The organism is Dendronalium phyllosphericum CENA369 (genome assembly GCF_016056275.1).
In the GTDB taxonomy this organism is placed as follows: domain Bacteria; phylum Cyanobacteriota; class Cyanobacteriia; order Cyanobacteriales; family Nostocaceae; genus Dendronalium; species Dendronalium phyllosphericum.
On record NZ_JAECZA010000043.1, the window covers coordinates 13398 to 34275 of the forward strand.

At 40.1% G+C, this 20878-nt stretch carries 27 protein-coding genes; 9 read left to right on the forward strand and 18 right to left on the reverse strand.

What is annotated here, in order from left to right; all coding sequences use genetic code 11:
- From I8752_RS12180 to I8752_RS12195, 4 genes are all read left to right on the forward strand, one after another.
- On the forward strand, positions 1–1853 hold a 1853-nt coding region (locus I8752_RS12180; protein ID WP_214432582.1), incomplete at its 5' end, for a calcium-binding protein.
- 252 nt (positions 1854–2105) lie between these two features.
- Positions 2106–3167, forward strand: coding sequence for an S-methyl-5-thioribose-1-phosphate isomerase (mtnA, locus tag I8752_RS12185; RefSeq protein ID WP_214432583.1), 1062 nt, complete (start codon positions 2106–2108; stop codon positions 3165–3167).
- A 150-nt stretch (positions 3168–3317) separates the two neighbouring features.
- Positions 3318–3755, forward strand: coding sequence for a YidH family protein (locus I8752_RS12190; RefSeq protein WP_214432584.1), 438 nt, complete (start codon positions 3318–3320; stop codon positions 3753–3755).
- A gap of 208 nt (positions 3756–3963) precedes the next feature.
- Entirely contained in the window at positions 3964–4386 is a 423-nt protein-coding gene (locus tag I8752_RS12195; RefSeq protein ID WP_214432585.1) for a hypothetical protein, read from the forward strand.
- Positions 4387–4510: 124 nt separating this feature from the next.
- On the opposite strand, the gene I8752_RS12200 is transcribed toward I8752_RS12195, so the two are convergent.
- The 4 genes from I8752_RS12200 to I8752_RS38580 all read right to left on the reverse strand — a co-directional run bounded on the left by I8752_RS12200 (position 4511) and on the right by I8752_RS38580 (position 5462).
- The gene (locus I8752_RS12200; RefSeq protein ID WP_214432586.1) at positions 4511–4780 is read right to left on the reverse strand and encodes a type II toxin-antitoxin system RelE/ParE family toxin; all 270 of its coding nucleotides are present in this window, start codon (positions 4778–4780) and stop codon (positions 4511–4513) included.
- Positions 4780–4986, reverse strand: coding sequence for a hypothetical protein (locus I8752_RS12205; protein WP_214432587.1), 207 nt, complete (start codon positions 4984–4986; stop codon positions 4780–4782). The genes I8752_RS12200 and I8752_RS12205 overlap by 1 nt, the downstream gene beginning before the upstream one ends.
- Before the next feature lie 159 nt (positions 4987–5145).
- Entirely contained in the window at positions 5146–5346 is a 201-nt protein-coding gene (locus tag I8752_RS12210) for a DUF6887 family protein (protein ID WP_214432588.1), read from the reverse strand.
- Positions 5346–5462, reverse strand: coding sequence for a DUF6888 family protein (locus I8752_RS38580; protein WP_404827088.1), 117 nt, complete (start codon positions 5460–5462; stop codon positions 5346–5348). The genes I8752_RS12210 and I8752_RS38580 overlap by 1 nt, the downstream gene beginning before the upstream one ends.
- A 152-nt stretch (positions 5463–5614) precedes the next feature.
- On the opposite strand from I8752_RS38580, the gene I8752_RS12215 reads away from it, so the two are divergent.
- Positions 5615–6082 carry a hydrogenase maturation protease gene (locus I8752_RS12215; RefSeq protein WP_214432589.1) on the forward strand — a complete coding sequence of 156 codons (468 nt, stop codon included), beginning with the start codon at positions 5615–5617 and terminating at the stop codon, positions 6080–6082.
- An 82-nt stretch (positions 6083–6164) separates the two neighbouring features.
- Here I8752_RS12215 and I8752_RS12220 read toward each other — a convergent pair whose 3' ends face one another.
- Genes I8752_RS12220 through I8752_RS12230 form a run of 3 tightly spaced genes read right to left on the reverse strand, consistent with a single transcriptional unit; the run spans position 6165 to position 8335 of the window.
- Positions 6165–6539, reverse strand: a complete 375-nt coding sequence (locus tag I8752_RS12220) for a hypothetical protein (RefSeq protein ID WP_214432590.1) — start codon at positions 6537–6539, stop codon at positions 6165–6167.
- A gap of 16 nt (positions 6540–6555) precedes the next feature.
- Positions 6556–7842 carry a nitroreductase family protein gene (locus I8752_RS12225; RefSeq protein ID WP_214432591.1) on the reverse strand — a complete coding sequence of 429 codons (1287 nt, stop codon included), beginning with the start codon at positions 7840–7842 and terminating at the stop codon, positions 6556–6558.
- Positions 7826–8335 (reverse strand): ankyrin repeat domain-containing protein, encoded by a 510-nt coding sequence (locus tag I8752_RS12230; protein ID WP_214432592.1) that lies wholly within the window; start codon positions 8333–8335, stop codon positions 7826–7828. The genes I8752_RS12225 and I8752_RS12230 overlap by 17 nt, the downstream gene beginning before the upstream one ends.
- A 311-nt stretch (positions 8336–8646) precedes the next feature.
- Here I8752_RS12230 and I8752_RS12235 point away from each other — a divergent pair, with 311 nt between their 5' ends.
- Positions 8647–8856 carry a TOBE domain-containing protein gene (locus I8752_RS12235; protein WP_214432593.1) on the forward strand — a complete coding sequence of 70 codons (210 nt, stop codon included), beginning with the start codon at positions 8647–8649 and terminating at the stop codon, positions 8854–8856.
- Between the two features lie 584 nt (positions 8857–9440).
- Here the strand turns inward: I8752_RS12235 and I8752_RS12240 are convergent.
- From I8752_RS12240 to nifK, 11 genes are all read right to left on the reverse strand, one after another.
- Positions 9441–9740: a 2Fe-2S iron-sulfur cluster-binding protein gene (locus I8752_RS12240; RefSeq protein ID WP_214432594.1), complete on the reverse strand. Its 300-nt coding sequence runs from the start codon at positions 9738–9740 to the stop codon at positions 9441–9443.
- A gap of 237 nt (positions 9741–9977) precedes the next feature.
- A complete protein-coding gene (locus I8752_RS12245; protein WP_214432595.1) occupies positions 9978–10349 on the reverse strand; it encodes a HesB/IscA family protein in 372 nt (123 codons plus the stop codon).
- A gap of 138 nt (positions 10350–10487) precedes the next feature.
- Positions 10488–11291, reverse strand: a complete 804-nt coding sequence (locus I8752_RS12250; RefSeq protein ID WP_214432596.1) for a HesA/MoeB/ThiF family protein — start codon at positions 11289–11291, stop codon at positions 10488–10490.
- 10 nt (positions 11292–11301) lie between these two features.
- A complete protein-coding gene (nifW, locus tag I8752_RS12255) occupies positions 11302–11619 on the reverse strand; it encodes a nitrogenase-stabilizing/protective protein NifW (RefSeq protein ID WP_214432597.1) in 318 nt (105 codons plus the stop codon).
- Complete coding sequence (locus I8752_RS12260; protein ID WP_214432598.1) at positions 11616–11834, reverse strand: CCE_0567 family metalloprotein; 219 nt, start codon at positions 11832–11834, stop codon at positions 11616–11618. The genes nifW and I8752_RS12260 overlap by 4 nt, the downstream gene beginning before the upstream one ends.
- Positions 11835–12149: 315 nt before the next feature.
- The gene (locus I8752_RS12265) at positions 12150–12626 is read right to left on the reverse strand and encodes a NifX-associated nitrogen fixation protein (RefSeq protein ID WP_214432599.1); all 477 of its coding nucleotides are present in this window, start codon (positions 12624–12626) and stop codon (positions 12150–12152) included.
- A complete protein-coding gene (nifX, locus tag I8752_RS12270) occupies positions 12623–13036 on the reverse strand; it encodes a nitrogen fixation protein NifX (RefSeq protein WP_214432600.1) in 414 nt (137 codons plus the stop codon). Before nifX ends, I8752_RS12265 begins: the two co-directional genes overlap by 4 nt.
- 104 nt (positions 13037–13140) lie before the next feature.
- The gene (gene nifN, locus I8752_RS12275) at positions 13141–14463 is read right to left on the reverse strand and encodes a nitrogenase iron-molybdenum cofactor biosynthesis protein NifN (protein WP_214432601.1); all 1323 of its coding nucleotides are present in this window, start codon (positions 14461–14463) and stop codon (positions 13141–13143) included.
- Positions 14463–15899 carry a nitrogenase iron-molybdenum cofactor biosynthesis protein NifE gene (gene nifE, locus I8752_RS12280; protein WP_214432602.1) on the reverse strand — a complete coding sequence of 479 codons (1437 nt, stop codon included), beginning with the start codon at positions 15897–15899 and terminating at the stop codon, positions 14463–14465. The genes nifN and nifE overlap by 1 nt, the downstream gene beginning before the upstream one ends.
- A gap of 139 nt (positions 15900–16038) precedes the next feature.
- The gene (locus I8752_RS12285; protein WP_214432603.1) at positions 16039–16386 is read right to left on the reverse strand and encodes a Mo-dependent nitrogenase C-terminal domain-containing protein; all 348 of its coding nucleotides are present in this window, start codon (positions 16384–16386) and stop codon (positions 16039–16041) included.
- 233 nt (positions 16387–16619) lie between these two features.
- A complete protein-coding gene (gene nifK / locus I8752_RS12290; protein ID WP_214432604.1) occupies positions 16620–18155 on the reverse strand; it encodes a nitrogenase molybdenum-iron protein subunit beta in 1536 nt (511 codons plus the stop codon).
- 493 nt (positions 18156–18648) lie between these two features.
- On the opposite strand from nifK, the gene I8752_RS12295 reads away from it, so the two are divergent.
- The 3 genes from I8752_RS12295 to I8752_RS12305 all read left to right on the forward strand — a co-directional run.
- Positions 18649–20067 carry a site-specific integrase gene (locus tag I8752_RS12295; protein WP_214432607.1) on the forward strand — a complete coding sequence of 473 codons (1419 nt, stop codon included), beginning with the start codon at positions 18649–18651 and terminating at the stop codon, positions 20065–20067.
- A gap of 59 nt (positions 20068–20126) precedes the next feature.
- On the forward strand, positions 20127–20549 hold the full coding sequence (locus tag I8752_RS12300; protein WP_214432605.1) for a hypothetical protein: 423 nt from the start codon (positions 20127–20129) through the stop codon (positions 20547–20549).
- Between the two features lie 22 nt (positions 20550–20571).
- A partial coding sequence (locus I8752_RS12305) for a transposase (RefSeq protein WP_214432606.1) occupies positions 20572–20878 on the forward strand: 307 nt, incomplete at its 3' end.

A 20878-nucleotide genomic window follows, 5' to 3' on the forward strand; every position in this document is an offset into this window, starting at 1 on the left:
GTTTATTTGGCGAACAAGGAGATGACAAGTTATCTGGTGGTTATGGAAATGATACCTTGTATGGTGGTACTGGTAACGATTTATTTGTCTTAGAAAACTTTAATAGTTCTGTGGGGGCGAAAAACCTAGACATCGTCACAGATTTTCAAAAGGGAGCAGACAAAATCGATCTGAGAACTCTTGGCATCAGTGACTTTAATACGATCTCACTTCTGACAAGTGAGGATACAGATAATAATGCGATAATTAGCACTCGCTATAACTTCTATAACGGCGATTATTATTATCGACTTCAAATCAATGGCATTCGTAAAAGTCAATTGCAAGCCAGTGATTTCATTTTCAATAGTGCAGTTATAAATGACACCATCAGCGGAACTGCGAACAATGATGATTTGTTTGGTGGTTTAGGTAACGATAGCCTGCTCGGTAATAGCGGTAATGATCGTTTATTTGGCGAACAAGGAAATGACCGTTTAGAAGGTGGTGAGGGCAATGATACTTTGTATGGTGGCACAGGTAATGATACTTATTCTTTCCTAGCGAATAGTGCCTTGGGAACCGACACAATTATAGAAAGCACGACAGGTGGTACTGATACTATTAACTTGAGCGGTACTACAAGTGCTGTAAATCTAAATCTGGGTGTTACCACCTTGCAAACAATTAATAGCAATCTCAAACTGATTCTCTCTGCCAACAATGTTATCGAAAATGCAACGGGTGGCACAGGTAATGACAGCCTTACTGGTAATACACTGAATAATACTCTGATTGGTGGTGGCGGAAATGACCGACTGCAAGGGTTAGCAGGAAATGATACTTATTCTTTCCTAGCTAATAGTGCTTTGGGAACCGACACAATTATAGAAACCACAACAGGTGGTACTGATACTATTAACTTGAGCGGTACTACAAGTGCTGTAAATCTAAATCTGGGTGTTACCACCTTGCAAACAATTAATAGCAATCTCAAACTGATTCTCTCTGCCAACAATGTTATCGAAAATGCAACTGGTGGCACAGGTAATGACAGTCTCACTGGTAATACACTCAATAACACTCTGATTGGTGGTGGCGGAAATGATACGTTGTCTGGTGGTACGGGAAATGATACTTATTCTTTCCTAGCGAATAGTGCCTTGGGAACCGACACAATTATAGAAAGTACAACAGGTGGTACTGATACTATTAACTTTAGCGGTACTACAGTTGCTGTAAACCTAAATCTCGGTTCAAACACCTCACAAACGGTTAATAGCAATCTCAAACTGATTCTCTCTGCCAACAACGTTATCGAAAATGCAACGGGTGGCACAGGTAATGACAGTCTTACTGGTAATACACTGAATAACACTCTAATTGGCGGTGACGGAAACGATCAACTCCAAGGGTTAGAGGGAAATGACAACCTTCAGGGAGGTAATGGCAATGATACTCTTACAGGTGGAACTGGTGACGATCTTCTCTGGGGAGGATTGGGCAATGATGTTCTCACAGGGAACGCTGGGAAGGACAAATATCAATTTCAAGGTAATGGGGTTTTTAGCACAAGCTTAGGTGTTGATTTGATTACTCAGTTTGAAGTGGGACAAGACAAAATTTTACTGAGTAAAACCACCTTTAATGCTGTTAGTAATAATGTTGGGCAGCCTTTAACAGACTTTGCAGTTGTCAGTGAAGATCGATTCGTCAACGCCAATAACGCACATATTGTTTTTAGCAGAAGCACTGGCAGTTTATTCTATAACCAAGATGGAAATCTTCTGGATGCAGGAAAAGTGTTTAAGTTTGCCAGTCTAGGGAATCCTAATATTACTTTAAGTAGTAGCGATTTCAGTCTGATTGCCTAGCATCATTTCGCTATAATTGCAAATGCTGATATCATGAGCATTTGCAATTTTGCAGCTTGATTAGAGGTTGTTTAACACAATAACCGCTTTGATTTCAATCTATAAAAGCTTATTATTTTAATAAGTAGATGGACATAATTAAATATAAAATATCAAGTTATGAAACCCTGTCACAAACTAGCTTTTCCCTTCTGCCTCCTACCTCTTGCCATCTGCCTTCTACTTAAAGTTAACAAAATATAACCTCTATCTATGACAGCTTCTACAAACCAGGTTTATCCAGTTATTTGGCATAACAATTCCGTATCATTAATCGATCAAACCCGCTTACCAAATGAATATACTTTTGTAGAAATTCACCGCAGTGAAGACATGGCACAGGCAATTAAAACCATGATTGTGCGCGGTGCGCCTGCAATTGGTGTGGCGGCGGCATACGGGATGTATCTGGGGGCGAGAGAAATAGAGACAAGCGATCGCCACGAATTTTTAGAAGGCTTAGAAAAAGTCGCTCAGTTGTTGCGTTCCACTCGTCCGACGGCGGTAAATTTATTTTGGGCTATTGGGCGGATGCTGAAAATTGCCTACGAAACCCTAGGAACAGTAGAAGAAATCAAACAAACTTTGTTTGAGACAGCGCAAGCAATCAATCTTGAAGATTTACAAACTTGTCAGGCGATCGGCGACAATGGCTTGGCAATATTACCCAGAACTCCAGAAAAGCTGACGCTGTTAACTCACTGCAACGCTGGGGCATTAGCTACTGCTGGTTATGGCACTGCCTTGGGTGTTGTGCGTTCCGCTTGGAGGGCAGGACGTTTAGCCCGTCTATTTGCTGATGAAACTCGTCCTCGCCTGCAAGGTGCAAAACTCACGACTTGGGAATGCGTGCAAGAAGGTATTCCGGTGACGTTGATTACTGATAATATGGCAGCCCATTGTATGAAGCAAGGTTTGATTCATGCTGTTGTTGTGGGTGCGGATCGAATTGCTGCCAATGGCGATACCGCTAATAAAATTGGTACATATAGTGTAGCGATCGCAGCTAAAGCCCATAATATTCCTTTCTTCGTGGCAGCGCCGCTTTCAACAGTTGATTTTGAATTATCCGATGGCAGTCAAATTCCCATTGAAGAACGTAACCCAGAGGAAATTTATCGAGTCGGCGATACTAACCTCACACCGTTGGGTGTTGATTTTTATAATCCAGCTTTTGATGTTACTCCGGCTGCATTAATTACAGCCATAATTACAGAAAATGGAGCATTTGCTCCTAGTGAATTAGCAAAATCTCAGTCACAATTAGTGATGTGAGAATTCAGGGGTCAGTTGTCAGTTGTCAGTGGTCAGTTGAACAAGGGAACAGGGAACAGGAAGAGTAGTTATTATTTCTCCCTCATCTCCCTCATCCCCCTCATCTCCCTCATCTCCCCTGCTAGGAGTCAGATTAATTGAGAAGTATTCATGAGTAAATTGCCACAAATTGACCGTCAAAGGGAGCATCAAGCGAACGAACGCACTTTTCTTGCTTGGCTACGCACTTCTGTTGCATTAATTAGCTTTGGTTTTGTGATTGCGCGATTTAGTATATTTTTACGGCAGCTTAATATTACTATTACTCAAAAAGAATCTTTTGTACAATCATTCATCAATTCTGAAAATTTGGGTGTGGCTTTAGTAATTTTGGGAATTTTGACTATTGCTTTGGCTGGATGGCGATATAACCAAGTTTTTTGGCAAATTGAACGAGGTAATTACAAACCTAATCGATTTCTTATTTGGCTGATGACTGGAGCAGTAATTATTTTAGGGGTGTTCTGTATACCTTTACTGAGATGGCGTAATAAATTGCCTTCTCAGTTTCCTATTCCAAATCAACCGCAATCTCGAAATCTGTATTGACTATCGTTTTTATTCGCTGGAGATAAATCAAAGCTGTGATTTTTTACTTAAAGATAGCTGTCGCTAATTTCACTATTTTATGAGTTGGAATAACTAGTATTGATTTTGTTGCTAAAAGTTGTAGCGTAATGTACTAAAACTTTTATAAACAGTGCGTTAGGCTTGCCTTAATTAACTTCAAAAAAACTGAAATTTAAACGGTAAGCTTGTGTCTGATATAGCGCTACATAAATATTTTCCTCGCCTTCCCGAAGCCGCACTGCAAGAGTTTACAGAATGGTGTGTTTTAGAGCAGGCAAAAGCAGCAGGATGTGACTTTACTCCAGATAAAAGTAAGTTAAATAACTTACCGCCAGGAGAATATGTTCCGAAACTTGTCGATCAGTTCATGAAAGTTAAACCCGATCCCATTAAAGCAGGTTTAGTAGCAGCGATCGCTGGCAAAGAAGCTGACAAACATGCTTTATCAGGTTTAGCGATCGTCGCTGATTTTGTATCGCTTTATGTGAAGTATCTAATTCCTAAAGATGGTGATACTCCAGAAAAAGTAGAAGCAATTTTGACTAAAGCAGGACAACATCAGTGTGAAAAACTTGTTGAAATTGGTAGAAAACATGGTGTAGAGTTCTAGTTTTACACTGATAACTTATTCTTCAGAGGCTTTGTCTGTATCATCAGTCAAAGCCTTCTGAACGCCAAAAAAGTTTTTCAAAGAATTAGCAATCGCCTCACAGATAAACTAGACGTATAACTGCTTAATACACCTCGTCATGACTGCCAATATCGACAAATACTACATTCCCATCTTCGGTGAAGTAAAATAATACCCTTTCGTCGTAATCTAGGCTAAAACTCCATAATTTATTGAGTTTGCCCGATAATTTGTGAGTTTTCAAGCTCTGCTCAAATGGGTCTATTGTAAACTGCTCTAACTTTTGCCAAAACCTTGTTTCTAAATCTACATTTCCCTTAACTCGTTTTTTGAAAGCACGTCGAAATGATGAACTGAAACTAACTTTTAGCATTACTCTTCTATCAGCTGTTTCAATTCGTTAATATTAGAGGAAAACTTAAGTTCACCCTTTTGCTCTTCTATTTGTGCTGTGTTTAAGTTTTTATATATTTCTTCTCGACGTTCTTCTCGTAAATACTGTTTTAGTAAAATTTGAAGTTCTTGCTTTTCTTCAATTGAAAGACCTTTAATTGCCTCAACTACATCACTAAAGCTCATAATTGGTCACAAATTGTAGTGCTTACCTGAGTAATTTAACACGATGATTTTTATTTGGGACTAGCAATCATATTAGCGCACATCCATACGATTGCCACACGAATAATCTCACAGTTGCATCTTACTTGAATACTTGCCAATATTATGCTAAATTTAATTTTAACGATCGTTTAGCTGCTGGTGAATAGCCGTCTGGATTTTTGCATCAAAGTCAGAATCATTTACTGTAGTAATAACTTCGAGCGATCGCCTTCGACGACGTTCTAAATAAGCTTGAAGTGCAGATGTATCTTCCCGATGCTTGATGAAATACTCTTTTAACTCTCGGTCAGACATAGCAGAGTAATCAATTTGGCTCATTAAAGTACCTCCCCGTTTGGAGTAATTTTAAACTCTATCTCCTTAGTTTGCCCTGCCAATATGTATAAATTCTGAGTGCGATCGTCAATGCAAATGAGGTGAATAGGCTGAAAGATTAGATATGTTAACTGTTAACAGATTCGATATAAAGCCCTCAATTGCGCGTTGGTAGGCATCCAACTTCCTAATTACCTGAAGAATATATATTTAGTATACAATTCCTCTTCTATAAATATGATTACATTCCATAATTTAGACAATTTTTCTTATGCTAACTATTATCGGTTGCGGTAATCTCAATCGCAGTGATGACGCAGTAGGCGTAATTATTGCCCAACGCTTACAAAAATATCTAGCCGAAAACCCACATTCCAATGTGCGGATATATGACTGTGGAACCGCAGGTATGGAAGTAATGTTTCAAGCTAGAGGTAGCAAACAATTAATAATTATTGATGCTAGTTATACTAATTCTGAACCAGGTGCAATATTTAAGGTTCCGGGTAAAGAATTGGAAGCTTTACCGGAACCTAGTTATAACTTGCATGATTTTCGTTGGGATAACGCTTTAGCCGCCGGACGAAAAATATTTCAGAATGATTTTCCCGAAGAGGTGACAGCTTATTTAATTGAGGCGGCAAATCTTGATTTGGGACTAGAATTAAGTCCTGTTGTCAAACATTCTGCTGACCTGGTTTTTGAAGAGGTAGCTGCAATTATCAGACAGAATGTTTAAAATTGATGTGTTTGAGATTATTAGATGTGAGATTTTGGCTTGGTATTTCTCCCTCATCCTCCTCATCTTCCTCATCTCTTCTTCAAGCCATATCGCGGTAGACAGCGAGTTCATCTACCCTCATTTCAAACGGTACTCCTTGACCTTCTGGGGGACAAACGCGAATTTTCGCACTGCTAACAATTTTGTTGAGTAATGACCCCATTGGTACGATTTTTTGTAAGATTCGCCAGTTAGTAACTTGGTCTGGACATTCAATTACTAATGTCATAGCACTAGCGTGGATTGTAACATACCACCGACAGCTAGATAAAAGATTTTGAATTGTGCGATCGCAAGCTTCGTAAAAATATCTGCTAATAGAATACTCTAGTTGCTGCCGCAAGATGATATCTGCCGATGTCAGCTGCATTGGATGAAATTCTTCGCTATTAAAGGAATACTTTCTTCTAGCCATTTTTCTAATTTCCTACTTAGTTTCCAATTGTCATTGCATAGAGAACATCTTTAGTTGTTTCTAAGAACCTTTGAGTTTCATCGTCATAGTATGCACTAATTCCACTACATTGAATTCCCATATAGTTGCTACCCAGATAAACTCTTTGTCCGAGAAAACCGGCTATTTGCATAGCAGTTTGATAATTTGTGTAGTCAGACACAAAAAATAAAGTTACAGCACAATCTTTGGCGATCACCTGATTAATGCATAAGTAACCTGTCTGTTCGCTGAAATCACCAGCTTTCAGCAGATGCTTGTCTTTATATAACCCTGGTGACATCCCCTCTACTCGATGCACAACCGAGTAAATTTCTATTTCCTCGTAATTTTCAGTTGGTATTGGCTGCTGAAGTTGCTGCCATATATATAAATAATCTACTTGGGAAATAAATTGTTTCCGGAAACGTCGAGTTGAACGTCTGTTCCAAACAGTTTGATGAAATTTATCTCGATCAAACTTAAACGAAGGCTGTTTTAGTTTCTGTTGGCGACTTGGTTGTATAGCTGTTACTTGATAGCTAGCTTCAATAAATTGATTGGCTTCAAAATAATCAGTTCCACAAACAAAAGGAACTTTCAGCCTTAAGCGTCTGACTTTCTTCTCTTGCATTTCTCCTGAGATAACACAAGCTGTAATAAACTCTTTATTCTCAAAGCCTAAATCTGTATTGAGGGCGAGTTTATCAAAGTCAAAAATTAACTGGATATCTCTGTCATGAAGATATGCTGAAGCTGCGATCGCACCTAAATGGTGTCCGCTATCCAACAAGCAATATCTCATGCTTCGGTCTTGATATTTCCAACTAGACCTATAATAAACACAACTAATTAAAAAAATGAATCCGCTGATACTTTTAGTCGGTATAACGTAACTCTCTAGTCCATCATCAATTAATTCATAGATTAGTGTTAGACAATTATTCTCAACTTCTAGATGATATATACCATCTATCATTCCTTGCACGCTGCGAATCTGTACATAAACTTCTGTGGGATATAAAGCGCCTGCTGAAGGATTTACACGTAGTTTATAAGACACATCTTTATATACCTTCTCAAGAGTTACAGTACTAGTCAACCAGATAAAAGAATGAACGGGATTATTGAGATTTAATTGCACGCGTCTATAAAATTTCGGATAAACTTTAAATGCAGACGGTTGAGTTGATGCATCTACATAATTTGGATTCGTCTGCACCGATAAGTAAGAATGCTTGGTTGCATTATGATAAGCTTTCTCTAAGTTATGATTTTGTGGCATTTTTGAGTAACCTTAAAACTTCTACATTGCTAGCAAAATCTATTGCTTTATAGTCGTCTAAATTTTGTAAATATAAATTGGGATAATGTTGCAAAAGTAACTTAACTACTTCAGTTTTTCCAGATGAAGCTGCATACATTAAAACAGTTGCACCATTATCATTTTGGTTATCAATATCAATTTTTGCAGCTAACAGCAAATTAATTAAATCGTAGTAGTTACCAAAACAAGCAAACCACAAAGCATTATTACCATCATTGTTTCTAGCATTAATATTTACACCGACATCAATCAGTTCTTTAACGACTGCATATACTCCTTCTCTTGTAGCGTTCATTAATGCTGTGTCACTATTTTCACCATGCTGATTTAAATCTTTAGGGGTGTAATTTTTTGCAAGCAACCATTGCAGAGTTTCTTCACTCAAATGATTCATAACTGCTGCCTCATGTAAATTGACTTGACAAATAAAATGTTGGGTAATGCCCACCATTCTTAAATAAAATAGTATGAGAATAATTTTTGTTTAAGTTGTACAAAAAAAAGATATAAAAGCTTAAAGTCCCAATTAATGAAAATAAGTTGAGACTAAATTAGCTCTATTTAATCATCTTGTTTTAAATGCTGCCAAGCCAAACTAAGTAGTATTCCTATATTAACTATCTAACAGAGGTTTCACGGTTAAGTTAGATACTGTATAATGTTTGTCATCTCCAAAATTATTAAGAAATCTTGAATAATTTTCTTTGTATTATAAAAGCTTGCTAATTTGGCAAATATCAATAACTAACAGGAAACTAAAGCATGGAAATTAGCGCTCGAAATTCTATCAAAACCACAGTTAAGAAAGTTGTAGCCGGTTCAGTTAATACCGAAGTTACTTTAGAAATAGCACCTGGAATAGAACTAGTATCAATCATCACCAAGTCATCAGCAGAAAAGCTGGGACTTGCAGAGGGTAAGCAAGCTTACGCCGTAATTAAATCATCTGACGTGATAGTTGCTGTTGATTAATAAATAAGCGATTTGCAATAAAAAGCAAACCGCCTGTAGAGCATTTAAGTATTTTAGGGTGGGTAAATAGCCTGCCCTCTTTACATTAGACTTCTTGCAGAAGTCGGGAAAAGGGTAAGGGCAAAGGGGGAAAGGTTTGTTATTTTCCCTTTCCCCTTTAACCTTTTTCCTTTTCCTGCCTCTTGCAAAAAGAACTTTTGCAAGAGGTCTATTAAAGTAAAAAATATCATTGTATTAACTATCAATAATGCGAACATAAATAGCGCTGGCTACTTATCGTTCTATATGAAATGAGATATTTATAACTCTAATAATAAAATAGGGAAAATGTTGTTCTAAATTGATGATAGCTTTTGTTGTCACATTCATTAATATTATTTTTTGTGAATTCTTTCATCGTGAACTTTGCGAAAAGTGACGAGACCTCTTTCTCATATTCTCAGCAATTCTAGCGAGCAGCCGATCGCATTAAAAGAGGTAAACATTTGAAGTATGAAGTATGAAGTATGAAGTATATATTTCTCCCTCATACTTCATGCTTCGTTTTTTATTTAGTTGCTCAGGATGGCAACCAAAGCGATCGCTTACACGAGGTATGCTTCTTGATGTGTTTTAATCGTGCAATTAGAACGGGGATAGCTAACACAAAGTAGAGCAAAGCCTTTCTCAATTTGCTCGTCATCTAAGAAGTTTTGATCTTCTTGATTAACTTCGCCTTCAACTACTTTACCTACACAACTAGAGCAAGAACCTGCATGACAAGAGAAAGGTAAGTCAATACCAGCTTCTTCTGCTGCATCCACAATGTTAGTATCTTCATCCACTTCAATTGTGGTATCGAGGTCTTCCTTTTTGTTGATTAATCTAACTTGGTAGGTAGCCATTTTCCGATTCTCCTCTAAAGTTATGATTCGGTTGGTTTCTCGAAGTTTTTTAGTCTTCCTTCCCCCCTCTTCGAGAAAAGGTGCGGAGTGCCTTAAATAATTGGTAATTCGTAATTCGTGAGGCAGCCCCCATCTTGGCGGTTTCCGTCGATGGGAGACTGCCGAACCCGAAGGGTAATTCGTAATTTTAATTGAGCAGCAATAGTTACGAATTACGCATTATCAATTACGAATTATTTAGCTGCAAGGTACACCGTTAGGCGTGCAGTCACCTGCTTTGAATGACTTACCACAACCGCAGGTATCACTTGCATTGGGGTTTGTAAACTTAAAGCCGCTTTCTATTACCCCTTCGACAAAATCGACTACCACCCCTTCTAACAAAGGCGCACTTTTGGCATCCACATAAACCAGTACATTGCCTTGCGGAATAACTAAATCGTCTGGTTGTGGTTTGCTAGTGATATCGATCGCATATTCATAACCACTGCAACCACCATCTTTTACAGAGATGCGGACACCTTTTGTTGCACCATTATCATCGGGAGTGGAACCTCGCAGGAATGCCCGCAGACGAAATTCTGCTTTTTCTGTCAAAGTAACGGTCATTAAGTCTCCTGATTTGTAGCGATTAATTGTTCTGATTTCGAGTGTGGGGTTGTTAGTAGGGGCGAACGGCCGTTCGCCCGTACAGTTGTCAGTTGTCTAATAACTAATGACCACTGACCACTGACCACTGACTAATGACTAATGCGTACAATTGCTGCTAGTGGGTTCCATGGAATTAGCTTGCGCGTATCTCCAAGGTGCGTTGTTACCGCATACTGGACAAGTGCGATCGCGCCCCGAACGACGTTTGGCAAACTCCATCCGGTTAAAATCAATTGTCAGCAATTGCGACAAAAGAGGTTGACTAAACCCAGTGATTAACTTCACCGCCTCCAGTGCTGTCAAACAAGCCAAAGTTCCAGAAACAGCGCCCAGAACTGAAAAGCCGCGCCGATCCCAATCGGGTTTTTCTGGAAACAGACACGATAAACAAGGAGTCACACCAGGAATAATCGTCGTCAGATAAGCCTCCATTCCGTCCATTGCGGCTTCTACCATTGGTTTGCGCCAACGCACGCAAGCTGCATTTAACAAATCGCGTTCCGTGAAATTATGCGCGCAGTCTAGCGCCATATCAGCGGATTGCACCAAAGAGTCTACGTTTTCCGGGGTAATGTAATCATGAACTGCTTCAATCTGGATATCGGGATTGATAGCCTCCAAAGTTTCTTTAGCTTTGAATACCCTTGGTTTGCCTACCCAATCATCCGTCATCAGAATTTGACGATTCATATCATCTTGTCGCAAGTCACCACCCCGGACTAGGATTAGTCGCCCAACGCCCGCTACTGCTAAGTAAAGCGCCGCCGTACCGCCTAATCCCCCCACACCCGTAACCAGAACCGTCGCTGACTTGAGGCGCTTTTGTGCTACTTCGCCAAAATTCGGAAGCATCATTTGGCGACTGTAGCGTTCTAACTCTTTAGGCGTTAGGTTTATCACTTTGTAACTCCTAATCAGAAGTGATTTCTGTCAGCGTGACTACATTCTTTGGCTTCTCGTTAAACACTTTGAACAGCTTTTGTTCTTGGGGTGTTGACTCTAGAAAAACCTCATAAGCTGTTTGCAAAGCTAAAGAATATTGTTTGAGCTTTTCTTCTGCACTCAAATTAGGAAAATTCTCATCAATTTCCCTCATGTATTGGGAAAATTTCTTCAAAATATGCAGACGATTTACATTCACAAATTTCTGGTCGTAGGGCAGATTAAAAAACTGCAAAAATTCTTCTGTATCTGTGAGTTGTTTGAATTCTTCAATAGTCCCAGTCATTTAGCATTCTCCAATTTTTTTAGCTGTTGCTTAAGTTCATCTAGCTCGCGATAGATTTCATAAGTTGCAGCCGCCACATCCATAAGTTGTTTATAATCTGTTGGCAGCCCTTCCGCTAAATCATGCAGATCCATCTTCATTTGACCTGCCTTACTATTAAGCTTTCTAATCTGCCCCTTCAATTCCTCAATACTTGTTTCTCCTGCCTGCACCATCAAATTATCCTCATTAAGTGCGAAGTCACCGAAGTTTGCTCAACGGGGGGAACCCTCCGAAGTTGCTCCACTTGGTGAGGAAGTTCAAGTCTTGGCGGTTCCCGTCGAGTTGAAACTTCCGAACCCGAAGGGGCAAAGCCCAAGACCGCACTTCTCTCCGCACGCAACTTCTCGTTGAGTGCTGAGTTATGATTTATAGATTATGAGTGCTGAATTATGAATTATCAGTATCAATTGTGAATTGTGAGTTATGCCATTCTTAATTCATAACGGCTAACTCATAACTTTCCACTATTTACTCAGCACTCAGCACTCCTAAAGTTTGCCAACTTCGGGGAAGCGCTTCGCTAAATCAATTCCTTTTTGAACAAACTTTTCTCCCTCTTCGGCTAATTTTTCTAGTGAATCAAAGCCAAAGCGATGAGCATCTCGCAAGGTTTTCACAGCTAGTAGAAGACGACCAGAAAATACTAATGCCCAGCCAAATCCTTCATGATTTAAGTCAACTACTACTTGAGATATCAAACCTGTTTCTTGTTCAATACTCGCTGCAATAGCACGAAAAAATACCATAATTCGTGCTATAGTAGCCGGGTCGACTTCACCCTCAAGAGAAATTTCGCGTTTCTTTTGTTTGGTAACAACAAAGGGTTTGAGAATTAATTCATCTGACCAATTTCGATAAAATCCGTAAGTATCTTGACCCCGGATTTGTTGTATCAATGTCTTGAGAAAAGGAAAATTCAAGACTTCAGCAGTAATCGTTCCGTTAACACTATTGTTTTCGCTCATACGGTTGCTTCATTTTCAACGTCATCTGTAAAACTTGAAGTTTTCGGTTGTAAAGCTTTACGCAACCAAGGTGGAGGATTACCTTTAAGAGTTTGCACTAATCTATGCAGTACATCAGCAATCTCTTCTTCTTCTGATTTCGCCTTCACTGGGGTGACACCTTTCTTGATTAAACGAGCTGCGGCACTACCACCAATTGCAAAAACATAAATAATTGTACAATCAGCTAATGCTTCAATTTTTGGTGCGAGTTTACTCTCATTATTCTCTTCTTTAATTTCATAATTAAATTTGAGAGTTTCTACAAATTGATATCCTTCCTTTGAAATTTCATAAACATCAATTTCTTCCGATCCTCCAAAGTGAGTATTAATATGAACTCGGTCATCTGTCGTAAAGGCAATTTTCATTGTTTGTTGTCCTTTGTCAGTTGTCTGTTGTCTGTTGTCTGTTGTCTGTTGTCAGTTGCTTTTCTCATCACTACTGACCACTAACTACTGACAACTGACGTTCTCTATTTCCAAACACCGTGAAAGTGTTTAGCTCTTTCTTCTTCCGCCTCTAAAAAGAGGTTGCCGATACCAAACAAAAGCTCCATTGTGCCGCGATAGCCGACTTTGGTGAATTGCCCATTACCTAAACGGTCATAAATGGGAATACCAAGACGGTATAAAGGAATTGAAAGACGTTTTGCGATCGCAGCTACGTTAGAATTGCCAATCAGTAGATCCGAGCCAACTGCTAATTGCTCAAAGTCTTCTAAATCGCCGATAGTCACGTTTTTAATCGGCAATTGTTCTAGTAGGGGAGAGCGTGTAGTTGTCACCCCTGCATGAACTTGCGCTCCCATCGATTGCAGAAAATTCACTATTGACCACAATAAATCTGGTTCCAGTGCTAGAGAGACTCGTTTCGCACCGAAGTAAAAGTGAGTGTCTAGCATCGCATCCTGCAACTGGCGGCGTTGGCGGCGGTATTTTTCGGGGACGCTGTTGCTGCTCAAAATAGCCAATGCTTGCAAAAATTCATCCACTGGTTCCAAACCAGTCAATTCGCCAAACACTTCGTAGGGAATGTCAAATCGTTCTTCTAGAATTTTGGCTGCGCCGCGCATACTTTCACCTAAAGCAATGGTGAAAGCAGAACTACCAACTTCTTGCAACTGTTTGATGGTTGTACCACTGGCTGTGATGGCGCTATAGCCATCTTCTAAATGTCCGTCCAGGGAAGCGCCAAGGTTAGGTACGAAGATAGGCACTAATCCAAAAGCAGTGACAATCTCTTTGATTTCCTGTACATCCCCTGGTGTAAAAGCAGAACCCGCTAAAATCGTTACTTGCTCACTTCTGATTTCACCTGCTTTGGGAATTTCCTTAACTATACTTTCAACCGCAGCGGCGAAACCATCTTGCAGCGCACCTTTAAAATCAGGTGTAGGAGCAAAAACAATCGGCAGGCGATCTAGTTCGGGGTGACGTTCGCGGATTTCCTTGAGAAAGCCTTCTACATCATCGCCTCTGGTTTCCGTCAATCCCGTGCTGCATAAACCGATAATTTCAGGATTCACCTTTTCTACCAAGGCGAGAATTGCTTGCTCTAAATTCTCTTCACCACCTAAAATGGTAGTTACTTCCGTCATGGCTGTAGTGGCTAGGGGAATAGCTTCCCGAAAATGCCGTACAAGCACAACTTTAGCGAAGGCAGTACATCCTTGGGAACCGTGGAATAAAGGAATCATTCCTTTCAATCCCAAAAAAGCTAGGGATGCACCCAAGGCTTGGCTTTGCTTCAGGGGATTAACTGCAACTGATTTGTTAGGAAGGTTGACAATCGCCATTAGATTATCTCCTCCGTTGACGCGAACATCGAGCGATCGCTATCTCTTGCTTCTAGTGTTCCTTCGTCTTCATCCCAAGGAGCGGGCTTGCGTATTTGTTCCCAAATCGGGCTGTAAAGAGCTTCATACAGTTCTCTGGCCATTTCAATCATCCCTACATAGCCTGCATAAGGATGGTGACGTTCTTGGTTAATATCTAAGAAAGGAATCCGAGCTTTTAGGGCTGTGTATTGGTTACGACCGCCAGCAATCAACATATCTGCTTTGGTGTCTTTAACCAGTTGTAGTAATTCCTTGGCGTTGCCTTTCTCCAGCATGATGCCATCGTTGCCGATTAATTTCTTAATCTTGGCTTTATCTTCCTCTGTGCTTTTTCTCGTGCTGGTAGCAACAACTTCTATACCCAAGTCCTTAGCCGCCGATATAATCGACCAACTCTTGACACCGCCAGTGTACAGAATAACTCGCTTACCTTTGAGTCGAGTGCGATAAGGAGCCAGTGCTAAATCTAAAGCAGCAGTTTCTTCGGCAATCAGCTTTTCTGTACGTTCTTGCAAATCGCGATCGCCCAATTTAGCGGCAATGTTTCGCAGACAGCGGTTCATATCATCAACGCCGTAAAAAGACTCTTCAATGTAAGGAATACCGTAGCGTTCCTCCATTTTTCTTGCCATGTTGAGCAGCGCCCGCGAGCAAATCATCACATTCAGCTTGGCGCGGTGGGCGTAGCGGATTTCATTGTAGCGAGCATCGCCCGTGATTTTGGATAGAACGCGAATGCCTAATTTTTCTAGCAGTGGTGTTACTCCCCACATTTCTCCGGCAATGTTATACTCACCGATTAAGTTAATATCATAGGGCGTTGTTTGTTCCGGTTCTGCTGTGCCGACAACATATTCCAATAATGATTCACCACCAAAACGGTTGCCCAGATTCTTACTACCAATGAATCCTGGAGCAATCACAGGGATAACGGGAGTGCCTGTTTTTTCAGCCGCAGCTTTGCAGACTGCATCGACATCATCGCCAATCAAAGCAGTTACACAAGTGGCGTAAACAAATACTGCCGCTGGTTTGTAGCGTTCTTGGAGTTCTAGAATTGCTTTATAGAGCTTTTTATCACCACCGAAAATGACATCATTTTCTGTCATATCAGTGGTAAAACCCATCTTGTATAGTTGAGGGCCAGATGAGAGACTACCACGACTACCCCAAGAATTGCCAGCACAGGCGATCGGCCCGTGGACTAAATGCGCCGCATCGGTAATTGGCACTAGGGCAATCATCGCGCCATCAAAAGCACAGCCTCCTTGAGCCGTTCCTGGTTGTGCCTGCTGCGTACAAGACTTATTTTTCTTTTCTCCCTGTTTGTGCTGATTATGTTCGCATCCTGGCTCACTGAGCAGCTCGTTGATTTTGCTTTGGGTAATTTTCATGTCTCTCTCTTTCTGGATGGCAGGTGTTATACGAATTCGTAATTCGTAATTGAGAAGTGTTGGAAAATTGGTCTTAATTGTTCTTTGTCAATGGTTAGTTCTCAGTTGTTAGTTCTTACTACTGACAACTGACTAATAACTAACAAATATATTTCGTGACATCTTCTCCACACACGTCAGCTAGGTAAGATAAAGCACGAAAACGCATTCCGACAAACTCATCATATAAAGGATTGAGTTTGCATAATGCTGGGATATCTACAGTCCGCCCAAATAAATTAATACTTCGCTCAAAAGGACAGCAACAAGGAATTACTTGGCAAATGAGATGAGCGAGTCGATAATTTTTAACCTCGAATCTATCTACGACATTACGCAATGGATTGAGGACATTGTTAAACCATCCTGATTTTTTGTAGTTAGGTGGATGATAATTAACATGACTATGAGTATGAGAATGAGCGTGAGTGTGATTGATAGTTTTCATAAATAAATACCTCTAGGTAAATGCAGGAAAGCAAAGGTAAGGTGGGGAATTGGTACTGGGTACTGGGGATTGGGTTTTGGGTTTTGGGTATTTGGAATTGGATATTGGGTATTGGAAAAACTCTTTCCCAGTTCCCAGTCCCTAATCCCCAGTCCCCAGTCCCTAGTTCCCAGTCCCCAGTCCCTAATCCCTTTCCTTACCTTTCATTAGCACGCTGCAGATCGATGCAATTTCTAACGAATCAAGTCGTAGGAAATGTCTGTCTTGGAAGGAATGTTGGTGTTGCGATCAATTTCCTCGAAGATTGTATTAACAATCCAGTTAAGGAGATTGATTACACCTTGGTAACCGATGGTACTGTAGCGGTGTAAGTGGTGACGATCCATGATGGGATAGCCGATTCTCACGAGGGGAACTTTGGTGTCGCGCCACAGGTACTTACCGTAGGTGTTACCAATTAATAAGTCTACGGGTTCGGTGAACAACAAAGAACGCATGTGCCACAGGTCTTTACCACCCCAGATGGTTGCATTCCTGCCAAAAGGACTAGAATCTAGCAATTCTTTGAGTTCTTTTTCAAATTCTGGGTTGGTGTTGTGAACCAGAATATGTACGGGTTCAGCGCCCAATTCCAGCATGAAGCCGACTACACTGTACACTAAATCTGGCTCACCGTAGATAGCAAAGCGCTTGCCATGAACCCAAGCGTGGGAGTCAGTCATGGCATCAACCGCACGACCGCGTTCAATTTCCAACTCTTCAGGAATAGGTTTGCCACTTAATTCGCTGAGTTTCATCAGGAATTCATCAGTAGCTTTAATACCCCAAGGACGGGAAACTACGGTCGGTTGCTTCCACTCTTTTTCAATGTACTCGCGGGTCTTGACTGTGGAGTGTGATTGCAGAAAAACAGTGGCTTCACCATTAATTGAATCTGCTGCATCTTCCAGCTTTGTACCACCTGGATACATATTGAACTCACCTGTGTTGGGTGAATCCAAGTAGTCGCTGTTATCAGCAAGAATGGTGTAGTCAAAGCCGAACAGAGAAGCAATCCGCTTAATTTCGCGGTTGTTGCCTACATAGGTATCAAAACCTGGGATAAAGTTAATCTTGCCGTTGCTGGTTTCTTTCTTCTGACCTGCGGTCAAGTTAGAAAGAATCCCCTTCATCATGTTGTCGTAGCCAGTGATGTGGGAACCAACAAAGCTAGGAGTATGAGCGTAAGGTACTGGGAAATCTTGAGGAACCGAACCTGCATTCTTAGCGTTGTTGATGAAAGCTTGCAAGTCATCACCAATTACCTCTGCCATACAAGTGGTGCAGACGGCAATCATCTTGGGCTTGTAGAGTTGGTAAGAGTTCGCCAAACCGTCAATCATGTTTTGTAGACCACCGAACACCGCTGCATCTTCAGTCATTGAAGAAGACACACCAGAGAACGGTTCTTTGTAGTGACGGGTTAAGTGGGTGCGGAAGTATGCAACGCAACCTTGGGAACCTTGTACGAAAGGAAGAGTGCCTTCAAAACCTACAGCAGCAAAGATTGCTCCTAAAGGTTGGCAACCTTTAGCAGGGTTAACGGTTAAAGCTTCACGAGCGAAGTTCTTTTCACGATAATCCCAACCCTTTGTCCATTCTGCAACTCGTTTTACTTCTTCAGGGTCGTGACCGTTTTCAAATTGCTTTTTGTTCTCGAATAATTGTTTGTACTCTGGTTGGTGGAATAACTCTACGTGGTCTTGAATCTTGTCTGGATTCTGAGGCATTTCTGGATCTCCAAGCTTACTGAGGTCGTTACTAATCGATAAATTGGGGATTTTTGGCGGAAGAGACGCGATTAAACTCTTACGAGCGTCTACGCGTCTGTACTAGGGAGGTGGGAATGTCGCTCAAAACTCAAAATGCAAAACTAAATCTTGAATTTTGAATTTTAAATTTTGAATTCCCAACTCCCCCTGGGGTTTTAGCCCCAGGCTATCCCTACTTTCCCGTTTCCCTATACGGCAGCTTTAGCTTTAGCTTCAGCTTTCTTGCTCCAGGGAGCGCCAATTAATCCCCAAGTTGGGCTGTTAAGCGCCAAATCCATGTCACGAGCGAAGATAGCGAATCCGTCATAACCGTGATAAGGGCCGGAGTAATCCTTTTTATGGTTTAATTTTTAGAAACAGCCTAATGTTTGCATTAAGCAATGTCTGTATCGAACATTGTTCATTGATAACACATTTATTTTTAGGCTAAATCTAGGCTAAAAACACAGTGATGCATAATCAGGGTAAAGACAAGTATCAGCAAGCCTTTGCAGACTTAGAGCCGATTTCATCTACCGACGGCAGTTTCTTAGGTTCAAGTCTGCAAGCACAGCAGCAAAGAGAGCATATGAGAGCAAAAGTACTATTAGAGTTAGAAAAAATAAATCTGCGTTTGAAGTCTGCAAAGACAAAAGTGACAGTTAGAGAATCGAATGGAAGTCTGCAATTACGTGCTACGTTACCAATTAAACCGGGAGATCGGGATAAAAACGGTACTGGGAGAAAGCAATACAACCTGAGTTTGAATATTCCTGCTAATTTAGATGGCTTAAAGACGGCGGAGGAAGAAGCTTACGAATTAGGAAAATTAATTGCTCGTAAAACTTTTGAATGGAATGATAAATATTTAGGTAATGAAATAATTAAAAAAGACTTTAAAACTATGGGTGAACTACTAAATAAATTTGAAGATGAGTATTTTAAAACTCATAAACGCACGACAAAAAGCGAACATACTTTTTTTTATTATTTTTCCCGAACAAAGCGATTTACGAATCCTCAAGATTTAGCAACCTCGGAAAATCTGACAAGTGCTATTGAAAAAATCGATAAGGAATGGGCTAAATATAATGCAGCTAGAGCTATATCTGCATTTTGCCAAGCGTTCAAAATCGACATTGATTTATCTCAATATTCTAAAATGCCAGAGAAAAATTCCCGGAATATTCCGACTGATGGTGAGATATTTGAGGGAATTAGTAAATTTGAAGAATATTTAAATAACAGAGGTAATCAAGTTAATCCAGATGTTAAGGATAGCTGGCAGCTTTGGCGATGGGCTTATGGAATGTTAGCAGTTTTTGGTTTACGTCCGCGAGAACTGTTTATTAAACCTGATATTGATTGGTGGTTGAGTGAAGAAAATGTCGATTTGACATGGAAAGTTCATAAAGATTGTAAAACTGGGGAAAGGCAAGCTTTACCTTTACATAAACAATGGATTTTAGACTTTGATTTAAGAAATCCCAAATATTTAGAGATGTTGGCAACGGCAATTAGTAAAAAAGATAATACTAATCATGCGGAAATAACAACATTAATACAACGAGTTAGTTGGTGGTTTCGTAAAATTGGCTTAGATTTTAAACCGTATGATTTACGTCACGCTTGGGCAATTCGGGCGCATATTCTAGGAATTCCAATCAAAGCAGCGGCCGATAATTTAGGCCATAGCGTGCAAGTTCACACCCAGACTTATCAGCGTTGGTTCTCGCTAGATATGCGTAAGTTGGCGATTAATCAGGCTTTGACAAAGAAAAATGAGGTTGAGTTGATTAAAGAGGAAAATACAAGGTTGAGAATGGAAAATGAAAAGCTGAAGTTGGAGGTTGATAAATTGAAGATGGAGTTAGTTTATAAGCATAGTTAAATTATAATGTGGTGCGTTGCGCTGCGCGACAACACACCCTACGACTGCTTTTATTTACTATGGAAGAAAACATTCCAAAATATAAATTGTGTACCGTAAGCTCAGTTAATACGGCTGAAGCTTTAGACTACTTTGCAAATTTTATTAAAGAAGAAATCTTTTATAAAGATAAGGAAGCATATCTGTGTATTGAAGGCTCTTTGTTAATATTCCATTGTTCTGGAATACAAAACTTAGTATTCCTTGAGATACATTGCAATGTGATTGCAAAACCAGGAGAAGGTACAATTCATTTTGTAGCGATCGCAAAATTTGTTAAGTTTTGCTCTTTACAAAAAACAGATATAAAAATACTGAGAAATAGCTCAATCGTTCCTTCTTCCATGGGTGCGGTGATATCAGACTTTGATAGCTCTTTAGCATACAAAAAAGCAATGCACTATGCTCGTTACAGCACTTGCGTCTGTTATGAGGTACACTAAATTAAAGTATAAATCCCTTTAAATGAAGTCATACTCTGTCGAGCTTCGAGAAAAAATAGTTGCAGCACATCTTCAAAAAAACATCTCAATCAGGAAAGTAGCTAACATATTTTCCGTCTCAAAAAGTTTATTGCAAAAGCTTGTAAAGCAACAAAAACTTGAAGGAAATTTACAACCCAAGCCGCGAGGGAAACCACAATTTAGTCATTTAACAAATGCTGAAGTAGAGTTAAGGGAATTAGTTGAAGCACATCCAGATGCAACATTGATAGAGTTATGTGAATTCTTTGCAGACAAGACTGGCAATTGGGTGGGTCGAAGTGCAATGT